The sequence below is a fragment of the Pseudomonas sp. HR96 genome, from assembly GCF_034059295.1.
In the GTDB taxonomy this organism is placed as follows: Bacteria; Pseudomonadota; Gammaproteobacteria; order Pseudomonadales; family Pseudomonadaceae; genus Aquipseudomonas.
In genome coordinates, this window is sequence record NZ_CP139141.1 from 2,228,530 (window position 1) to 2,244,153 (window position 15,624).

At 66.9% G+C, this 15,624-nt stretch carries 13 protein-coding genes; 3 read left to right on the forward strand and 10 right to left on the reverse strand.

Going from position 1 to position 15,624, the window contains the following annotated elements:
- Nucleotides 1–133 precede the first annotated feature (133 nt).
- Nucleotides 134–1,549: an MFS transporter gene (locus tag SFA35_RS10350; RefSeq protein WP_320577917.1), complete on the forward strand. Its 1,416-nt coding sequence runs from the start codon at nucleotides 134–136 to the stop codon at nucleotides 1,547–1,549.
- Between the two features lie 157 nt (nucleotides 1,550–1,706).
- Here the strand turns inward: SFA35_RS10350 and SFA35_RS10355 are convergent, their stop codons facing one another.
- Genes SFA35_RS10355 through SFA35_RS10385 form a run of 7 tightly spaced genes read right to left on the reverse strand, consistent with a single transcriptional unit; the run spans nucleotide 1,707 to nucleotide 8,195 of the window.
- Nucleotides 1,707–2,747 (reverse strand): ABC transporter substrate-binding protein, encoded by a 1,041-nt coding sequence (locus SFA35_RS10355; protein ID WP_320577919.1) that lies wholly within the window; start codon nucleotides 2,745–2,747, stop codon nucleotides 1,707–1,709.
- Between the two features lie 14 nt (nucleotides 2,748–2,761).
- Nucleotides 2,762–3,895 (reverse strand): FAD-dependent oxidoreductase, encoded by a 1,134-nt coding sequence (locus SFA35_RS10360; protein WP_320577921.1) that lies wholly within the window; start codon nucleotides 3,893–3,895, stop codon nucleotides 2,762–2,764.
- Nucleotides 3,892–5,232 carry an NAD(P)/FAD-dependent oxidoreductase gene (locus SFA35_RS10365; protein WP_320577923.1) on the reverse strand — a complete coding sequence of 447 codons (1,341 nt, stop codon included), beginning with the start codon at nucleotides 5,230–5,232 and terminating at the stop codon, nucleotides 3,892–3,894. Before SFA35_RS10365 ends, SFA35_RS10360 begins: the two co-directional genes overlap by 4 nt.
- Complete coding sequence (locus tag SFA35_RS10370; RefSeq protein WP_320577925.1) at nucleotides 5,229–5,519, reverse strand: (2Fe-2S)-binding protein; 291 nt, start codon at nucleotides 5,517–5,519, stop codon at nucleotides 5,229–5,231. Before SFA35_RS10370 ends, SFA35_RS10365 begins: the two co-directional genes overlap by 4 nt.
- Nucleotides 5,519–6,313, reverse strand: a complete 795-nt coding sequence (locus tag SFA35_RS10375) for an ABC transporter permease (RefSeq protein WP_320577927.1) — start codon at nucleotides 6,311–6,313, stop codon at nucleotides 5,519–5,521. The genes SFA35_RS10370 and SFA35_RS10375 overlap by 1 nt, the downstream gene beginning before the upstream one ends.
- A 2-nt stretch (nucleotides 6,314–6,315) precedes the next feature.
- Nucleotides 6,316–7,170 (reverse strand): ABC transporter permease, encoded by an 855-nt coding sequence (locus SFA35_RS10380; protein WP_320577929.1) that lies wholly within the window; start codon nucleotides 7,168–7,170, stop codon nucleotides 6,316–6,318.
- Nucleotides 7,167–8,195 (reverse strand): ABC transporter ATP-binding protein, encoded by a 1,029-nt coding sequence (locus tag SFA35_RS10385; protein ID WP_320577931.1) that lies wholly within the window; start codon nucleotides 8,193–8,195, stop codon nucleotides 7,167–7,169. The genes SFA35_RS10380 and SFA35_RS10385 overlap by 4 nt, the downstream gene beginning before the upstream one ends.
- A 251-nt stretch (nucleotides 8,196–8,446) precedes the next feature.
- Here SFA35_RS10385 and SFA35_RS10390 point away from each other — a divergent pair, with 251 nt between their 5' ends.
- Nucleotides 8,447–9,286 (forward strand): IclR family transcriptional regulator, encoded by an 840-nt coding sequence (locus SFA35_RS10390; protein WP_320577933.1) that lies wholly within the window; start codon nucleotides 8,447–8,449, stop codon nucleotides 9,284–9,286.
- Nucleotides 9,287–9,298: 12 nt separating this feature from the next.
- Here SFA35_RS10390 and SFA35_RS10395 read toward each other — a convergent pair whose 3' ends face one another.
- Nucleotides 9,299–10,924 (reverse strand): methyl-accepting chemotaxis protein, encoded by a 1,626-nt coding sequence (locus SFA35_RS10395; protein ID WP_320577935.1) that lies wholly within the window; start codon nucleotides 10,922–10,924, stop codon nucleotides 9,299–9,301.
- 232 nt (nucleotides 10,925–11,156) lie between these two features.
- Here SFA35_RS10395 and SFA35_RS10400 point away from each other — a divergent pair, with 232 nt between their 5' ends.
- Nucleotides 11,157–11,696, forward strand: a complete 540-nt coding sequence (locus SFA35_RS10400; protein ID WP_320577938.1) for a hypothetical protein — start codon at nucleotides 11,157–11,159, stop codon at nucleotides 11,694–11,696.
- 1,505 nt (nucleotides 11,697–13,201) lie between these two features.
- On the opposite strand, the gene SFA35_RS10405 is transcribed toward SFA35_RS10400, so the two are convergent.
- Together SFA35_RS10405 and SFA35_RS10410 are read right to left on the reverse strand one after the other, a co-directional pair.
- Entirely contained in the window at nucleotides 13,202–14,119 is a 918-nt protein-coding gene (locus tag SFA35_RS10405) for a PfkB family carbohydrate kinase (RefSeq protein WP_320577940.1), read from the reverse strand.
- On the reverse strand, nucleotides 14,109–15,578 hold the full coding sequence (locus SFA35_RS10410; RefSeq protein WP_320577943.1) for a purine-cytosine permease family protein: 1,470 nt from the start codon (nucleotides 15,576–15,578) through the stop codon (nucleotides 14,109–14,111). The genes SFA35_RS10405 and SFA35_RS10410 overlap by 11 nt, the downstream gene beginning before the upstream one ends.
- Between the last annotated feature and the right edge of the window lie 46 nt (nucleotides 15,579–15,624).

A 15,624-nucleotide genomic window follows, 5' to 3' on the forward strand; every position in this document is an offset into this window, starting at 1 on the left:
GCCTTGCGCCGATTGCCAATAACCCGTCGTTATCAAACCCTGATTATTCTTCATTGGCGCTTATCGCCGCAGGCTTCTAGCGTGAACCTCGTTCGGGACAGACCGCATTATAAAAACAACAGCGAGGCTCATCATGAACCCAGTCACCCGCGATTCGCGCGCCCCGGCGCCGGATGCGAAGCAGTTGCGTCGAGCGATCTTCACCGGGGCGGTCGGCAGCGCCCTGGAATACTATGACTTCGCCCTTTATGGCCTGGCGTCGGCGCTGGTCTTCGGGCATATCTTCTTTCCCTCCCTGGGCACCAAGGGTGCCTTGCTGGCCAGCTTCGCCACCTACGGTGCGGGCTTTCTGGCGCGGCCTTTCGGCGGGCTGTTCTTCGGCTCGCTGGGGGACCGCAAGGGGCGCAAGATCGTGCTGCTGCTGACCATCGGCCTGATGGGCGTGGCCACCACCTTGATCGGCGCCCTGCCCACCGGCAGCGTTGGCGCGGTGCTCCTGGTGTTGCTGCGCTTGCTGCAAGGGTTCGGTGCCGGCGCCGAGCAGACCGGCGCCGCCACCTTGATGGCCGAGTTGGCGCCGCCCAAGCAGCGAGGCTTCTATGCGGCCTTGCCCTTCGTTGGCATTTTTACCGGCCTGGCGCTGGCCACCGTGACCTTCCGGGTCATGCAGGCGTTGCTGACCCAGGAGGAGATCCTCGAATGGGGCTGGCGCCTGCCGTTTCTGTCCAGCATCGTGCTGATCGCCATGGCGGTGTGGGTGCGCCTCAAGCTCAAGGAAAGCCCGGTGTTCAAGGACCTGGCCGAATCCAGGCATGTCATCCACGCGCCGATGCGTGCGGTGCTGCGCAATGGTCGCCGGCCCCTGCTGGCGACCTGCATGATGCGCCTGGCCGAGCAGGGCTGCTCGACCCTCTATACCACGGTGGCGATCGCCTTTTTGACCGGTTTTGCGCTCAAGCAAGGAGCGCCCGACGGCGCCAACTTCGGCACCATCGGCACCAATGCCGTGCTGTTGGCCAGCACGCTCAGCGTATTGACCACGCCGCTGTTCGGCGCCTTGTCGGACCGCCTGGGGCGGCTGGCGGTGTACCGCTTCGGCGCGATTTTTACCCTGCTGTGGGCCTACCCGGCCTGGTGGATGATCGACAACGGCAGCCCCCTGCTGGTCTCGCTGGCGGTGGTCGGCGGCTTTGCGATTGGCGCCAACAGCATGCTGGGCTCGCAGTGCGCGCACTTTTCCGAGTTGTTCGGCAACCGCTATCGCTACTCAGGGGTCGCCCTGTCACGCGAAGTCGGGGCCATGCTGTCGGGCGGCCTGGCGCCGATCCTCGGGATCTTTCTGGTGGGCATTGCCGGCGGGGCATTCTGGGTGATGGCGGTGTACACCATGGTCCTGGCCGGCTTGACCCTGATCGGCACCTTGCTGTCGGTGGAGACGCGCGGGCGCAGCCTGACCGACCTGGCCGACGCGGTCGGCAGCGGCTCGGTGTTGAGCGCCGAAGAGCAGGGTATAGAGCAGGCCGGGAGCGCTCGGCAAGCCACCGCCTGAGTCAGAAACCGAGGTGATGCCCTCGCCAGCTGCGCCGGCTCCTACATGGGTCCTGGATGCCACACAGGTGGCGTAGGAGCCGGCGAAGCTGGCGAGCGAGACAACACCGAACCAGTTGACACCGGTAGCCCTCATAGCGTCGCTGCAGCGGGCCCTATCACCGCTCGATCGAACGGCTCCACCGCGCATTCCACTCCGGGCGCAACTGGTTGACCTGGTCCCAGTCGATGGAAATCGCCGTCTCCAAGTACTTGTTCATGGCCTCTACCTGGCCGCGGGTCTTGTCGGTGGTCGGGGTTTTGGGGTTCGACGGGATTTGGTCACCTTTCTCCAGGGCCGGCCCTTGCGCCTCTGGCGACAGCAGGAAGGCGGCGAGCTTTTGCGCCAGAGCCGGCTGATCGTTGTTGGCGATCGCGCATTCGGCGACGTTGAGCACCACAGCGCCTTCCTTGGGCTGCGCGTAGGCCACCGGGATGCCCTTGAGTTGCAGGGTGGTGACGCCGGTCGGGGTCAGTGGGAACACGGCGGCTTCGTCGGTCTGGACCATTTCCGAGATCTTCGCCGAGCTGGCGATGTACTCCAGTACGTTGGGCCCGACGGTGTTTGGCCAGGCCTTGAAGCCGGGCTCGACGTTGCCCTCGTTGCCGCCCTGGATGCGGTTGAACATCAAGAAGCCGTGCAGGCCGAAGGTGGAGGACGGCAGCGACTGGAACACCACCTTGTCCTTGAAGCGCGGGTCGGCCAGGTCCATCCACGAGGTGGGCGCGGTCCAGCCCTTGGCCTGGAACAGCCGGGTGTTGTAGGCCAGGCCCGTCACGCCGAGCGTCACGGCGGCGGCCTGGTCCTTGATCCGCGCCTTGGCCGGGATGTCGGCCAGCTGCGGGCTGTCTTCGAGCTTGCTGCACAGGCCCATGGAGATGGCGCGGTACATGATGCCGTCGTCGAGGAACATCACGTGGATCTGCGGGTGGTCCTTGCTGGCCTGGACCTTGGCGAGGATGTCCGAAGAGGTGCCGGGCACGATCACCACCTTGACGTTGTTGGCCTTCTCGAAGATCGGCAGCACTTCGTCGGCATAGACGCGCTCCATGGTGCCGCCGTTCATGCCCAGGTAGAGGGTCGGCTCGGCCTGGGCGGCGCCGGCGCCGAGCAGGGCGAGGAGGGGTAAGGTTCGAGCGATGCGGTGGATGGGTTTCATGATGCGACTTTCCTCTAACGGGCATCCAAAGGGGCAATGGCGGGAAAACGGCAGATGGAAAACGAGTCGATGGGCTGTGTCGTGTGGCCGTCGCAGACCCACTCGGCGAGGGCTTCGCCCACGGCCGGGCCGATCTGGAAGCCTGCGCCGGCGAAGCCGAAAGCGTGCAGCAGGCCAGGCTGGGTGCGGCCGGGGCCGATGATCGGTTGGCGGTCGGGCAGGTAGCCTTCGGTGCCGCTCCAGGTACGGATGGCCTGGGCGCCGGCGAGAAAGGGGTAGAGCTCGGCGGCGTTGCGCAGGATGTCGAGCACGGCGGCCTGGCCGGGGCGCGCGCGGGCCGGGCCCAGCGCGAAGCCCTGGCCGCCACCCAGTACGCAGTTGCCGCGGGCGACCTGGCGGGCATAGATGCCGCCACCCTCGACGCCGGTGCTGACGTCCATCACCCGCGGCAAAGGCTCGGTCACCAGCATCGCCGGGTGGCCGCTGGTCAGCGGCACGCCGTCGCCGAACTGCGCGGCCAGCTCGCCCGCCCAGGCCCCGGCGCAGTTGAGCAGCCAGGGCGCGCGCCACTGCAAACCATCGGCCGTGTGGACAAGGAACCGCGAGCCATCGTGCTCGACCCTGCCGACGGGCGTCTGCTCGAACACCTCGGCACCGGCCCGCCGCGCCGCCTGGGCGAAGGCCGGGGCCACCAGCCGGGGGTTGGCGTGACCGTCGTCGGGGCACAGCGAGGCGCCCACGGCGACGTCGCCGACCCAGGGGAAACGCTGGCGCAGCTCGCTGCGGTCGAGCAGTTGCAAGTTCAGCTCGAAGCCGCTGCTGGCCTGCGCGTAGTGCTCCAGCGCGGCCATGTCGGCGTGGCTGCGAGCCAGCTTGAGGTGGCCCGAGCGGACATACTCGCCGTCGATGCCGAGCAGCGCCGGCAGCTCGCCCCAGATCTGGTGAGCCCGCTGCGCCAGCGCCAGCTGGTTGAGGGGGCGGCCCTGGCGGCGTACGCCGCCGTAGTTGACGCCGCTTGAATGCGAGCCGCAGAAGTCGCGCTCCAGCAGCGTCACGCGCCGGCCGCGGCGGGCCAGCCAGAGGGCCGCCGAGGCGCCGACGATGCCGCCGCCCAGCACGATCACTTCGCTCTCGTGCACGCGGCTCATGACTCGTTCTCCACGCCGAACGGCAGCGGCTTGATCGGCGCCTGGGCGCGCAGGCGGCCGACCTGATCGATGCCGCGGCCGCTGCACTGGGCGATGATCTCGGCCGCCGCCGCGCCGCACATGCGGCCCTGGCAGCGGCCCATGCCGACCCGGCAGTGCGCCTTGACCCGGTTGATTTCCCAATGGCCCTCGCGCACGACCTGGCGGATTTCGCCGGCGCTGATTTCCTCGCAGCGGCAGATCAGCGTGGCGTCGGCAGTGGCGGCGGCCCATTGCGTAGGGAAGGGGAAGGCGCTTTCCAGGCCGTCGCGAAAGCGCGCGATGGCCGCCAGTTGCCTGACCAGGCGCTGCACCCGCTGGCCATCGACGGCCACACCGCTGTCGCCGAGCAGGCTCAAGGCGGCCAGCTCCCCGGCCAGCTCGGCCGCGTCGGCGCCCATGATGCCGGCACCATCGCCCGCCAGATACACCCCGGGCACGCTGCTGCGGCCTTCGCCGTCTCGGCTGGGCAGCCAGCTGCGGTTCAGAGGGCTCCAGGCGAACCGACACCCGAGCAGGTCGGCCAGCTGCGTTTCGCTGCGCAGGGCGTGGCCGATGGCGACGGCGTCGCAGGCCAGCAGGCCTGCGCTGCCATCCACCCCGGTGACGCGCTGCTCGCCGTGGATGGCATGCAGCACTGCGCCATTGTGCACCGGCACGCCATGGGCGCTCAGCCAAGCGCGGTAGTACATGCCCTTGGCCAGGGTCGAGGACTGCCCGAGCAGGCCCGGCAAGGCGCGCACCTGGGCGCTCAAGGGGGCGCTGTCGAGCACGGCCACCACCTTGGCCCCGGCCTTGGCGTATTGGTAGGCGACCAGATACAGCAGCGGGCCGCCGCCGGCGAACACCACCCGCTCGCCGATCGCGCAGCCTTGGTACTTGAGGGCAATCTGTGCAGCGCCCAGGCTGTAGGCGCCGGGCAGGGTCCAGCCCGGCACTGGCAGAATGCGGTCGGTGGCGCCGCTGGCAACGATCAGTTGCCGATACGCCAGCCGCTGGGCACGCCCCTGGCTCAGGGTGTCGAGCTCGCCGTGTTCGGCGTTCCACACCAGCGTGTCCGAGCGGTAGTCGATCTGCCCGGCGAGGCGGTCGATGACCTGGTGCACGCGCGTGGCCTTGGCCGCCTCCAGGCCGTACAAGGCCTTGGCATCGCGCTGGAAATTGGCCGGCGGGCGGCGGTAGATCTGCCCGCCGCCGCGCAGGCCTTCGTCGATCAGCACCGGCCACACCGCATGTTCGAGCAAGGTCTGCGCGGCGCGGATACCAGCCGGCCCGGCCCCCACGATCACCGGCTTCACAGCACGGCTCCCGGTTCCCGGCAGACACTGTCGCCGGCCTGCAGCAGGGTTGCGCAGGCGCGCACGCGGCGCCCGTCGCCCAGCTTCACCCAGCAGTCCTGGCAGGCGCCCATCAGGCAGAAGCCGGCGCGCGGCGCGGCGCTGAAATCGCTGCGGCGCAGGTGCTCGGCCTGGGTCAGCACGGCGGTCAGCAGGGTGTCGCCCAGCAGCCCGCTGGCCGGTTGGCCGTCGAGGGTGAAGGGCAGCGCCGGGCGCGCGGTTTCGGTCAGTCGCTTGAACAAGGCCATCAGTGTCTACCCACCAGCACGCGGTCGAGGCCGTAGACCCGATCGAGCACGATCATCGCCACGGCGGTCAGGGCAATCACCAGCGCCGAGACGGCCGCCATCATCGGGTCGATCGACTCTGTGGCGTACACGTACATGCGCACCGGCAGGGTCTGGGTCGCTGGCGAGGTGACGAAGATCGACAGGGTGACCTCGTCGAAACTGTTGATGAACGCCAGCAGCCAGCCGCCGGCCACGCCGGGCAGGATCATTGGCAGGGTGATCTGGCGAAACAGCGTGAAGCGTCCGGCGCCCAGCGATTGGGCCGCCTGTTCGGCGCTGCGGTCGATGCCGCGCGCCGAGGCCAGCACCAGGCGCAGCACGTACGGCGTAATGATCAGCACGTGGGCGAACACCAGCCAGGTGAAGCTGCCGTTGACCCCCAGCAGGGCGAACAGCCGCAGCAGCGCCACCCCCAGCACCAGGTGCGGGATGATGATCGGCGAGAGGAACAGGCCGTTGAGCCAGCCACGGCCAGGAAATTGATAGCGGGTGATGGCCAGCGCAGCGGGGACCGCAATCAGCGTCGCCAGGCTGGCGGCGATGAACGCCAGCAACAGGCTGTTGTAGAACGAGTCGATGAAGTCGGCGCGGTCGAACACCGCCTGGAACCAGCGCAGGGAAAAGCCGTGGGTCGGCAGGGTCAGGGTATTTTCCGGGGTGAACGCCACCAGGCACACCACCACCAGCGGCGCCAGCATGAACACCACCACCAGGGCATGAAAGGACAGCGCGAGCGGGCCATTGCGCGACATGGTCATTCCCCCAGGGCTTTCTTGAAGCGGCCTTCGACCATGCGGTTCCACGACAGCATGATCAGCAGATTGGCCAGCAACAGCACCACCGCAATGCTGGCGCCCATCGGCCAGTTCAGCTCGGAGAGGTACTGGTCGTACACCACCGTGGCGACCATCTTCAGCCGCCGCCCGCCCAGCAGGCCGGGGATGGCGAAGGAACTGGCCGCCAGGCCGAAGACGATCAGGGTGCCCGACAGCACCCCCGGCATCACCTGCGGCAACACCACCTGGCGCATCACCGTGGCCTGGCTCGCACCCAGCGACAGCGCCGCCTGCTCGGCCGCCGGGTCGAGTTTCTGCAGCGAGGTCCACACCGGAATGATCATGAACGGCAGCATCACGTGCACCAGGGCGATGATCACCGAGAACGGCGTGTAGAGCAGCTTCATTGGCCGCCCGCCCAGGGCCTGGATGGCCTGGTTGACCAGGCCGTCGGCGCCCAGCAGCAGGCTCCAGCCAAAGGCGCGGACCACTACCGAGATCAGCAAGGGGGTAAGGATCACGATCAGGAAAATCGAGCGCCAGGGCGGGCCCATGCGGCTGAGCACATAGGCCTCCGGCACGCCGATCAGTACGCAGAGCAGGGTCACCAAGGCGCTGATCCAGAAGGTGCGCCAGAAGATGCCGTAGAAGTACGAGTCGCTGAACAGCGCCAGGTAGTGGTCCAGGGTCCAGGCGTCGTTGCGCACGCCGACGCTGTAGTCGAACACGTTGAACGACAGCGCCAGGGTCAGGCATAGCGGCACCACCAGCAAGGCGCCGAACAGCAGCAGCGCTGGGGTCGACAACCCGTAACCGCGCAGGCTCTGGCTCATGCGCGCACCTCGTCTTCGGCCAGCACCCGCAGCAATTCGGCCGGCCAGTCCAGGCCCACCGCGGCGCCTACCGGCAAGGGCGCGCTGCCGTCGTTGCGGCGCACCACGGTGAGCTCGCCCAGGGCCGTGCCCAGGCGATACAGCCACTGGCTGCCGAGAAAGTAGCGCACGTGCACCTGGCCTTGCAGGCGGCCGCTGCCGGCGGGCAGCAGGTCGATCTTTTCCGGGCGCAGGCTGAGCACCAGCTCACCTGCACCGGTGGCGTTCGCCACCTCGACCGCGCCCCGCGCATCGAGCCGACCGGGCAGCAGGTTGGCCTTGCCGACGAAGTCGGAGATGAAGCGCGTGCGCGGGTGTTCGTAGAGCTTGTACGGCTCGTCGATCTGGGTCACCCGCCCGCCCTGCATCACCACCACACGGTCGCTGATCGACAGGGCCTCGGCCTGGTCGTGGGTGACCATCAGCGTGGTGATGCCGACCTCGGTCTGGATGCGGCGGATCTCGAACTGCATTTCCTCGCGCAGGTTGGCGTCCAGGTTCGACAGCGGCTCGTCGAGCAGCAGCACCGGCGGCGCGATCACCAGCGCCCGGGCCAGCGCCACCCGTTGCCGCTGGCCACCCGACAGCTCGCGCGGATAGCGCTCGGCGTGGGCTTCAAGGCGCACCAGTTGCAGCACCCGCGCCACGCGGCTGGCGATCTCGCTGGCGGCCACCTTGCGCATGCGCAGGCCGAAGGCGACGTTGGCCTGCACGGTCATGTGCGGGAACAGCGCGTAGCTCTGGAACACCACCCCAAGGCCACGGCTGCTGGGTTTGGCATGGGTGATGTCGCGCCCGTCGAGCAGGATGCGCCCGGCGCTGACCTCGACGAAGCCGGCGATCATCTGCAGCGTGGTGGTCTTGCCGCAGCCGGAGGGGCCCAGCAGGGAGACGAACTCGCCCTGGTCGATGTCCAGGTCGGTGGCAACCACGGCCTGCATCGAACCATAGTGCTTGGACAGACCTTGCAGCTGCAGAAAAGCCATGGGCGCGTTCCACCAGTGTGTCGGCCCCTGAAGCCGGGGCGCTGTGCAATGAGGGCAGATGCGAAGCAATGCTGTGTGGGGGAGTTGCCTGGCGCGCGCTCTGCGGTCGGCTGCCGGCTGTTGTTATTCGTTCGCCCCTGTAGACCCGAGATTAGGGCGAGAGCTAGGATGGGCTCAAGCGCAAATTTCACTGAAAGGTATTTATTTTCATTTCCTTTCACTTAACGAAATAGCTATGGGTTTATTGGGTTATGAATTCCACTGAGCGGAATATCGAAGGGTCGGAGCCGGGACCTGGCAGCGTGTCGCGACTGTTCGCTCTGCTGCGCTGCCTGGGGCAGGTGGCGGAGAACGGCGAGAAGGTCTCGCAGTTGGCCCAGGCGGTCGGGTTGTCGCAGCCGACCACCCACCGGCTGCTGCGCGGGCTGGTGGAAGAGGGCATGGTGGAACAGGACGCGCGCAGCAAGCGCTACCGCCTGAGCCTGGAGTTCTTCGCCCTGGCCGCTCGGGCCGGGCACAGCGGCAACCTGCGCGAGCTGGTGCGGCCCAGCCTGCTGCGCCTGTCGGCCGCACTGGGTGATTCGCTGTTCCTGCTGGCGCGCACCGGCTTCGACGCCATCTGCCTGGACCGCAGTGAAGGCCCGTACCCGATCCGCACCTTTACCGGTGACATCGGCGGCCGGGTGGCGCTGGGGGTCGGTCAGGGTAGCCTGGCGATCCTGGCATTCCTGGCGTCAGAGGAGCGCGAGACGGTGATCCGCTACAACCTGCCGCGCTTGCAGGACTTTCACCTGTACGACGAGGTGTTCCTGCGCGCCGAGATCGAGACGGTGCGGCGGTTGGGTTACGCTGGGCGCAACACCAATGTACTGCCGGGTATGGCCGGCCTGGCGGTGCCGATCCTCGACCGCAACGGCCACGCCGTGGCGGCCTTGAGCGTCGCCACCCTCAGCGACCGGCTGGGGCCCGATCGCCTGCCCACGGTGGTGCAGATGCTCAAGCGCGAGGCGGCTGCCATCGGGCCGCAGATCAACCCGTTCGACCCGACCTTGCGCTATCCGTCACAGGCGTTCGGCACGCCGGGCGGCTGAGCGCGGGCGGGCTCAGGTCTTGAACTTCCTGACCATCTGATCCAGCCCCACCGCCAGCGCCGACAGCTCGCTGCTGGCCGCCAGGGTGTCGCGGGTGCCGGCGCTGCTCTGCAGGGCCAGGTTGCGGATGCTCATCAGCGCACGGTCGACTTCGCGGGCGACATGGGCCTGCTCCTCGGAGGCGGTGGCGATCTGCTGGTTGCGCTCGTCGATCACCTGCACCGAATCGCTGATCACCTGCAGCGACACCCCGGCCTCGTCGGCCGAGCGCTGGGTGGCGTGCACCTCCTGGGTGCTGCTGCCCATCGACGCCACCACCTGGGAGGTGCCGGCCTGGATGCTCGAGATCATCTGTTCAATTTCCTGGGTCGAGGTCTGGGTGCGGTGGGCGAGGGCGCGCACCTCATCGGCCACCACGGCAAAGCCGCGACCTTGCTCACCGGCGCGTGCCGCCTCGATGGCGGCATTGAGGGCCAGCAGGTTGGTCTGTTCGGCGATGGCCCGGATCACGCCCAGTACCTTGCTGATGTCCTGGGCCTGGCCGGCCAGGCCTTGCACCTGCTCGGACGTCAGCTCGACGCGATCGGTCAGGCTGCGCATGGCTTGCAGGGTCTGCCCGACCTTCTGGTTGCCGGTCGCCGCCGCCTGGGTGGAGTCCTTGGCGGCCTGGGAGGTGGACGTGGCGTTGCGCGCCACTTCGTCCACCGCCGCGCTCATCTGGTTGACCGCCGTGGCCGCCTGCTCGATCTCGCTGTTCTGCTGTTGCAAGGTGCGGTTGGCGGTGTCGGTAATGCTGGTCATGTTGTCCGCCGCGCGATTGAGCTGCGCCGAGGAGCCGGCGATCTGCTCGATGGTGGCTTTGAGGTTGGTCTGCATCAGTTGCAGCGCCTGCATCAGCCGAGCCGCTTCATCGGCGCCGTGGCTGTCGATGCTGCCGGTCAGGTCGCCCTGGGAGATGCGTGTGGCCAGCACCAGCGAGGCATTGATCGGGCGGGTGATGCTGCGGGTCAGCAACACCGCCAGCAGCACGGTCAGTGCCAGGGCGATCAGCACCACGCTGATCACCACCGTCACGCTGTTGTTGTACACCTGCAGGGCGGTCACCCCGGCCTGGGCCACGTCCTGGTTGTCGGCGTCGCGCAGCGCGGTGAGCTCTTCCTGGTAGTTGGTCGCGTTCTGGGCCTGGGTGGTGTTGGCGAATTCCACCGCCTTGGCGTGGTCGCTGGCGTCCAGGCTGACGATCTGATCGAGGCCGGCCATGTAGGTCTTCATCAACGCCGAAGCCTGCTCGAACTTGACCACGTCGCCCGCCTCGGTGACGAAGTTCTGCCGGTACACCGCCGTGCGTTCATTCATCTGCTTTTTCGCCGCGTCGATATTGGCCAGTACCTTCTGGTGAGCGGCCGGGTCGCTGGTGGCCAGCAGGCGGATACTTTCCAGACGCGCGTGCAACAGCGCGATCTGCAGGTCGTCACCGACCTGAATGCTGGGCAACAGGTTTTTCTCGATCCACTGCTCGGTCTGGCGCAGCTGGTTGAGCTGAACATAGGCGAACACGCCCAGGGCGATCAGCAAGCAGGTGATGGCGGCGAAACACAACGAGGCACGGGGGGCGATATTGACGGAACGCAGGTTCATGGGTGGCCTCGGGAGGCAGGGCTTAACTTATGCACAATTGCATATTTGTATAGGTGTCGGCGGCGCGGGGGAAACCTTGATGGCAAGTTGCCTTTAATTTTGCTGCCGGGGGTGGGCACTGCCCATAAGAAAAACCGATACCTGCTTAAGCATTTAGCGCAGGCGTGGCCGCCGGCCCAGGCCTAGAGTCAGGCTCTCGGTGTTTCTCCCACAACAATAAAAAGGTGAAAGCATGAGTCACGACACAAGCTTGGGCGTCAATGGCGCGGCCTTGCACAGCGGCCTGGCCGGTTCGGCGGACCGTCAGAACCTGGCCGCCACCGTGCGCGCCGGCGCCATCGGCGGGCTGACCGGTGCGGTGTGCATCTGGGTGTACGAGGCGCTGGTCTGGGTCGGCGTGCAGCACCTGATGCCCTTGGCCGGAATCCCGCGCAACGCCACCGGGCTGGTCTTCGGCAAGGACGTGCAGCAATCGCTGGGGCTGTGGGCCTACCTGCTCGGCACGCTGATTCACTTCGTCTTCGCCATCGGCTGGGGCGTGCTGTTCGCCGCCGTGTGGCCGTATTTTCGCCGCCGCGGTTACGAGGCGACCTTCATCGCGCTGTTCTACGCGATCATCGCCTGGATCGCCATGCACGTGGCCATCTCCATCGCCTCCGACAATCACCCCAACTACTACGACCCGGCGGTAATCATCGGCGGCTTCATGTCGCACTTCGTCTTCACGGTGCCGCTGGCCTTGACCGTCAAGCGCCTGCTCGCCGGGCGCTAGGCGGGCGTCGCGCGCCAGCACTCTTCAGCGAGGTTGCCGACAGCCCCGCCACCCGCGCCACCATGACCGACCGGCTGGACGCCCAGCAACAGACGGTGGCCGCCGACCAGCGCGCCTATGACCTGTGCCCAGCAATCCCAGATGCATACGCCCGAAACAAATGTAGGAGCGCGCGAAGCCCGCGATAGGCCGCGCGGGCGGCCGCTGGTGGCCATGATTGAATTTCAGGCCGGAGGTGGGAGGGGCAAAGCCCCGAGAGGCCGCCAGGCCGGTTTGATCTTCCTGGCGCCCGCCGAAATGTCCAATATGGCCACCAGCGGCCGCCCGCGCGGCCTATCGCCAGCTACGCCGGCTCCTACATCTGTTTCGATTTATAGGCATCCAGTGGCATCGCCTACCTTTGAGGCCGGTGGTGGCCATGATTGAATTTCAGGACAGACGTGGGAGGGGCAAAGCCCCGAGAGGCCGCCAGGCCGGTTTGATCTTCCTGGCGCCCGCCGAAATGTCCAATATGGCCACCACCGGCCGCCCGCGCGGCCTATCGCCAGCTACGCCGGCTCCTACATCTGTTTCGATTTATAGGCATCCAGTGGCATCGCCTATGACCGCCTTTGAGGCCGCTGGTGGTCATGACTGAATTTCAGGACAGACGTGGGAGGGGCAAAGCCCCTAGAGGCCGCCAGGCCGGTTTGATCTTCCTGGCGCCCGTCGAAATGTCCAATATGGCCACCACCTACCGCCCGTGCGGCCTATCGCGGGCTTCGCACGCTCCTACATCCGTTTCGATTTATAGGCGTTCAGTGGCATCGCCTATGACCGCCTTTGAGGCCGGTGGTGGCCATGATTGAATTTCAGGACAGACGTGGGAGGGGCAAAGCCCCGAGAGGCCGCCAGGCCGGTTTGATCTTCCTGGCGCCCGCCGAAATGTCCAATATGGCCACCACCGGCCGCCCGCGCGGCCTATCGCGGGCTTCGCACGCTCCTACATCTGTTTCGATTTGTAGGCATCCAGTGGCATCGCCTATGACCGCCTTTGAGGCCGGTGGTGGCCATGATTGAATTTCTGGACAGACGTGGGAGGGGCAAAGCCCCGAGAGGCCGCCAGGCCGGTTTGATCTTCCTGGCGCCCGTCGAAATGTCCAATATGGCCGCCACCGGCCGGCCGCGCGGCCTATCGCGGGCTTCGCACGCTCCTACATCTGTTTCGATTTGTAGGCGTTCAGTGGCATCACCGCGACCGCCTTTGCTGTTCGACCATAGACCGGCAAGATTGAATTTCAGGACAGACGTGGGAGGGGCAAAGCCCCGAGAGGCCGCCAGGCCGGTTTGATCTTCCTGGCGCCCGCCGAGATGTCCAATATGGCCACCAGCGGCCGCCCGCGCGGCCTATCGCCAGCTACGCCGGCTCCTACATCTGTTTCGATTTATAGGCATCCAGTGGCATCGCCTAAGACCGCCTTTGAGGCCGGTGGTGGCCATGATCGAATTTCAGGCCGGACTGATCTTCACCCCAGCAAGGCATCCACTTCATCGCGCCCCGGCGCTGTCGCCGGACCCCAGCGGGTGACGGCGATGGCAGCGGCGGCGTTCGCGCGCAAGGCGGCCTGATCGGCGCTGCAGCCGTTGGCCAGGTTGGCCAGCAGCACGCCGGCGTGGGCATCGCCGGCGCCGTTGGTGTCGACGGCGGTGATGGCAATACCCGGGATGTGGCGGGTCTTGCCGGCATGTTGCAGCCAGCAGCCGGACGGGCCGTCGCGCACCACGATCAGCGCGTTCGGCTGCAGGCTCGACGCCAGGCTCTGCAGCGCCTGGTCGATGTTCTCGCAGCCGGTGAACTGCAGCGCTTCTTCACAGTTGCTGGTCCACAAGGTGATCAGCGGCAGCACAGCCTGCACCTCGGCGCCGGCGGCGCAATCGATCAACGGGCCGGGGTCGAAGGCCACGGCGGTGCCCCGCGGCAAGCCGCGCAGCCAGGCGAGCAGCGCCGAGACCTTGTTGGCGTGGACCAGGCTGTAGCCGCTGACGAAGACGATGTCCTCGCCGGTAACCGTGACGCCGGCGAGGTCGGCGGCGGACAAGCCGCCCTCGGCGCCGACGTGGGAGATGAACGAACGCTCGGCCGAGGCTTCGACCAACGCCACCGCCAGCCCGGTGTCCTGGCCGGGCGAGGGCGCCGTGGCGATCTCGATGCCTTCGGTGCCCATCGCCTGGCGCGCCAGGTCGCCGAAGCGACCCTCGCCGTGGCGGCCCAGGTACAGGGTGTGCAAGCCATTGCGCGCGGCCGCCGCCATGACGTTGAAGCCGCCGCCGGTCTCGAAGCTGGCGCTTCTGGCGAGGACATCGCCGCCCGATGCCGGCAGGTGGTCGATGGCCATGACCAGGTCGACCACGACCTGGCCGGTGTAGAGCAATCTAGCGGGCATGAGCAGCCTCTTGGTTGACGGCGCGGCGGTCGCGAGAACCGCCCAGCAGCGCGTAGAGGCCGCCGGCGACGATGAAGGTGACGATCCAGCCGAGGCCGTTGTGGCCGAACCACGAGTCAGCCAGCAAACCCTTGAACACCACGTGTTCCGCGGTGGTGGCGACGGTGGTGAAGCTGAAGCCGAGAACGATGGCCAGGGCCCACGAACCCAGGGCACGCCATTCGATGCCGCCGCGGTACCAGTAGGCGCTGCGCGGGCTCAGGTCCATCAGGTCTTTGGGTGCATAGACCTGGCGGTGCAGCAGGTCGACGATGAAGATCCCGACCCAGGCGGTGATCGGCACGGCCAGCATCGAGATGAAGGTGATGAACGGGCCGTAGAAACTGTCGGCGATCAGCATGAAGTAGATCGAGCCGGCGAAGATCGCCACGATGTCGACGATCACCGCGTGCACGCGCTTGATCTTCAAGCCCAGGGTCAGGGTGGTCAGGCCGGCCGAATACACCGACAGGTTGTTGGACAGCAACAGGCCACCGAAGGCGGTGATCAGGTAGGGCACGGCCATCCAGGTCGGCAGCATCTCGCGAATGGCGATGATCGGGTCCGTGGCCGAGGCGAGGTGGTCATTGCCGACCGAAAGCAGGCCGCCGAGGGTAATCAGCAGCACCAGGGGAATGCCTGCGCCGAAGGCGGCCGAGGCCACCAGCCGGGTGGCCTTGACGCTCGCGTGTTGGTAGCGCGACATGTCGGCGCCGGCGTTGGCCCAACCGATACCGGTGCCGGCGGCCATGGTGCCGACGCCGATGATCATCGCGCTGAGCGGCGCAGGGGTGGCATTGAACACAGCCGTCCAGTCGATGTGTACCAGCAGGAAGCCGCCGACCACAATGTTCAGGGCGCCGAAGATATAGGTCGCCCATTTCTGGATGACCAGCAAGGTGGCATGGCCCAGGCCTGACACGGTAAGGGTCAGCAGGACGAAGATGGCGATGAACAGCAGGGTCAGCCCCGGCGAGCTCTTGGCCTCCACCGGCGTCCCGAACAGGATCGCGCACAACGACAGCAGGACGAACGCTGCGGTGGTGGTATTGACGGTTTCCCAGCCCAGCCGCGACAGCAGCGAGACGATGGTAGGGCCAATGTTGCCGCGCACGCCGAAGATCGCCCGCGACAGCGTCAGGCTCGGCGCGCGGCCACGGCGCCCGGCGATGGAGATGACCCCGACCACGGCGAACGACCCGGCCGCGCCGAGAATGGCGACGATGATTGCCTGCCAGATGGCCAGGCCCCGAAAGGCTACCAAGGTGGCGCCGAGGGGCAGGCCGAGGATGCTGATATTGGCGGCGAACCAGACCCAGAACAGCTGCAGCGGATGGCCGTTGCATTCGTTTTCCGGGACCGGCTCGATGCCGCGGGTTTCCAGTTGGCCTGCGCCTTGATGTTGTGACGTTGAACTCATGAGGGTTGCTCCTGTTGCCTTTATTCTGGTTGTGGGCAGTTCGTCA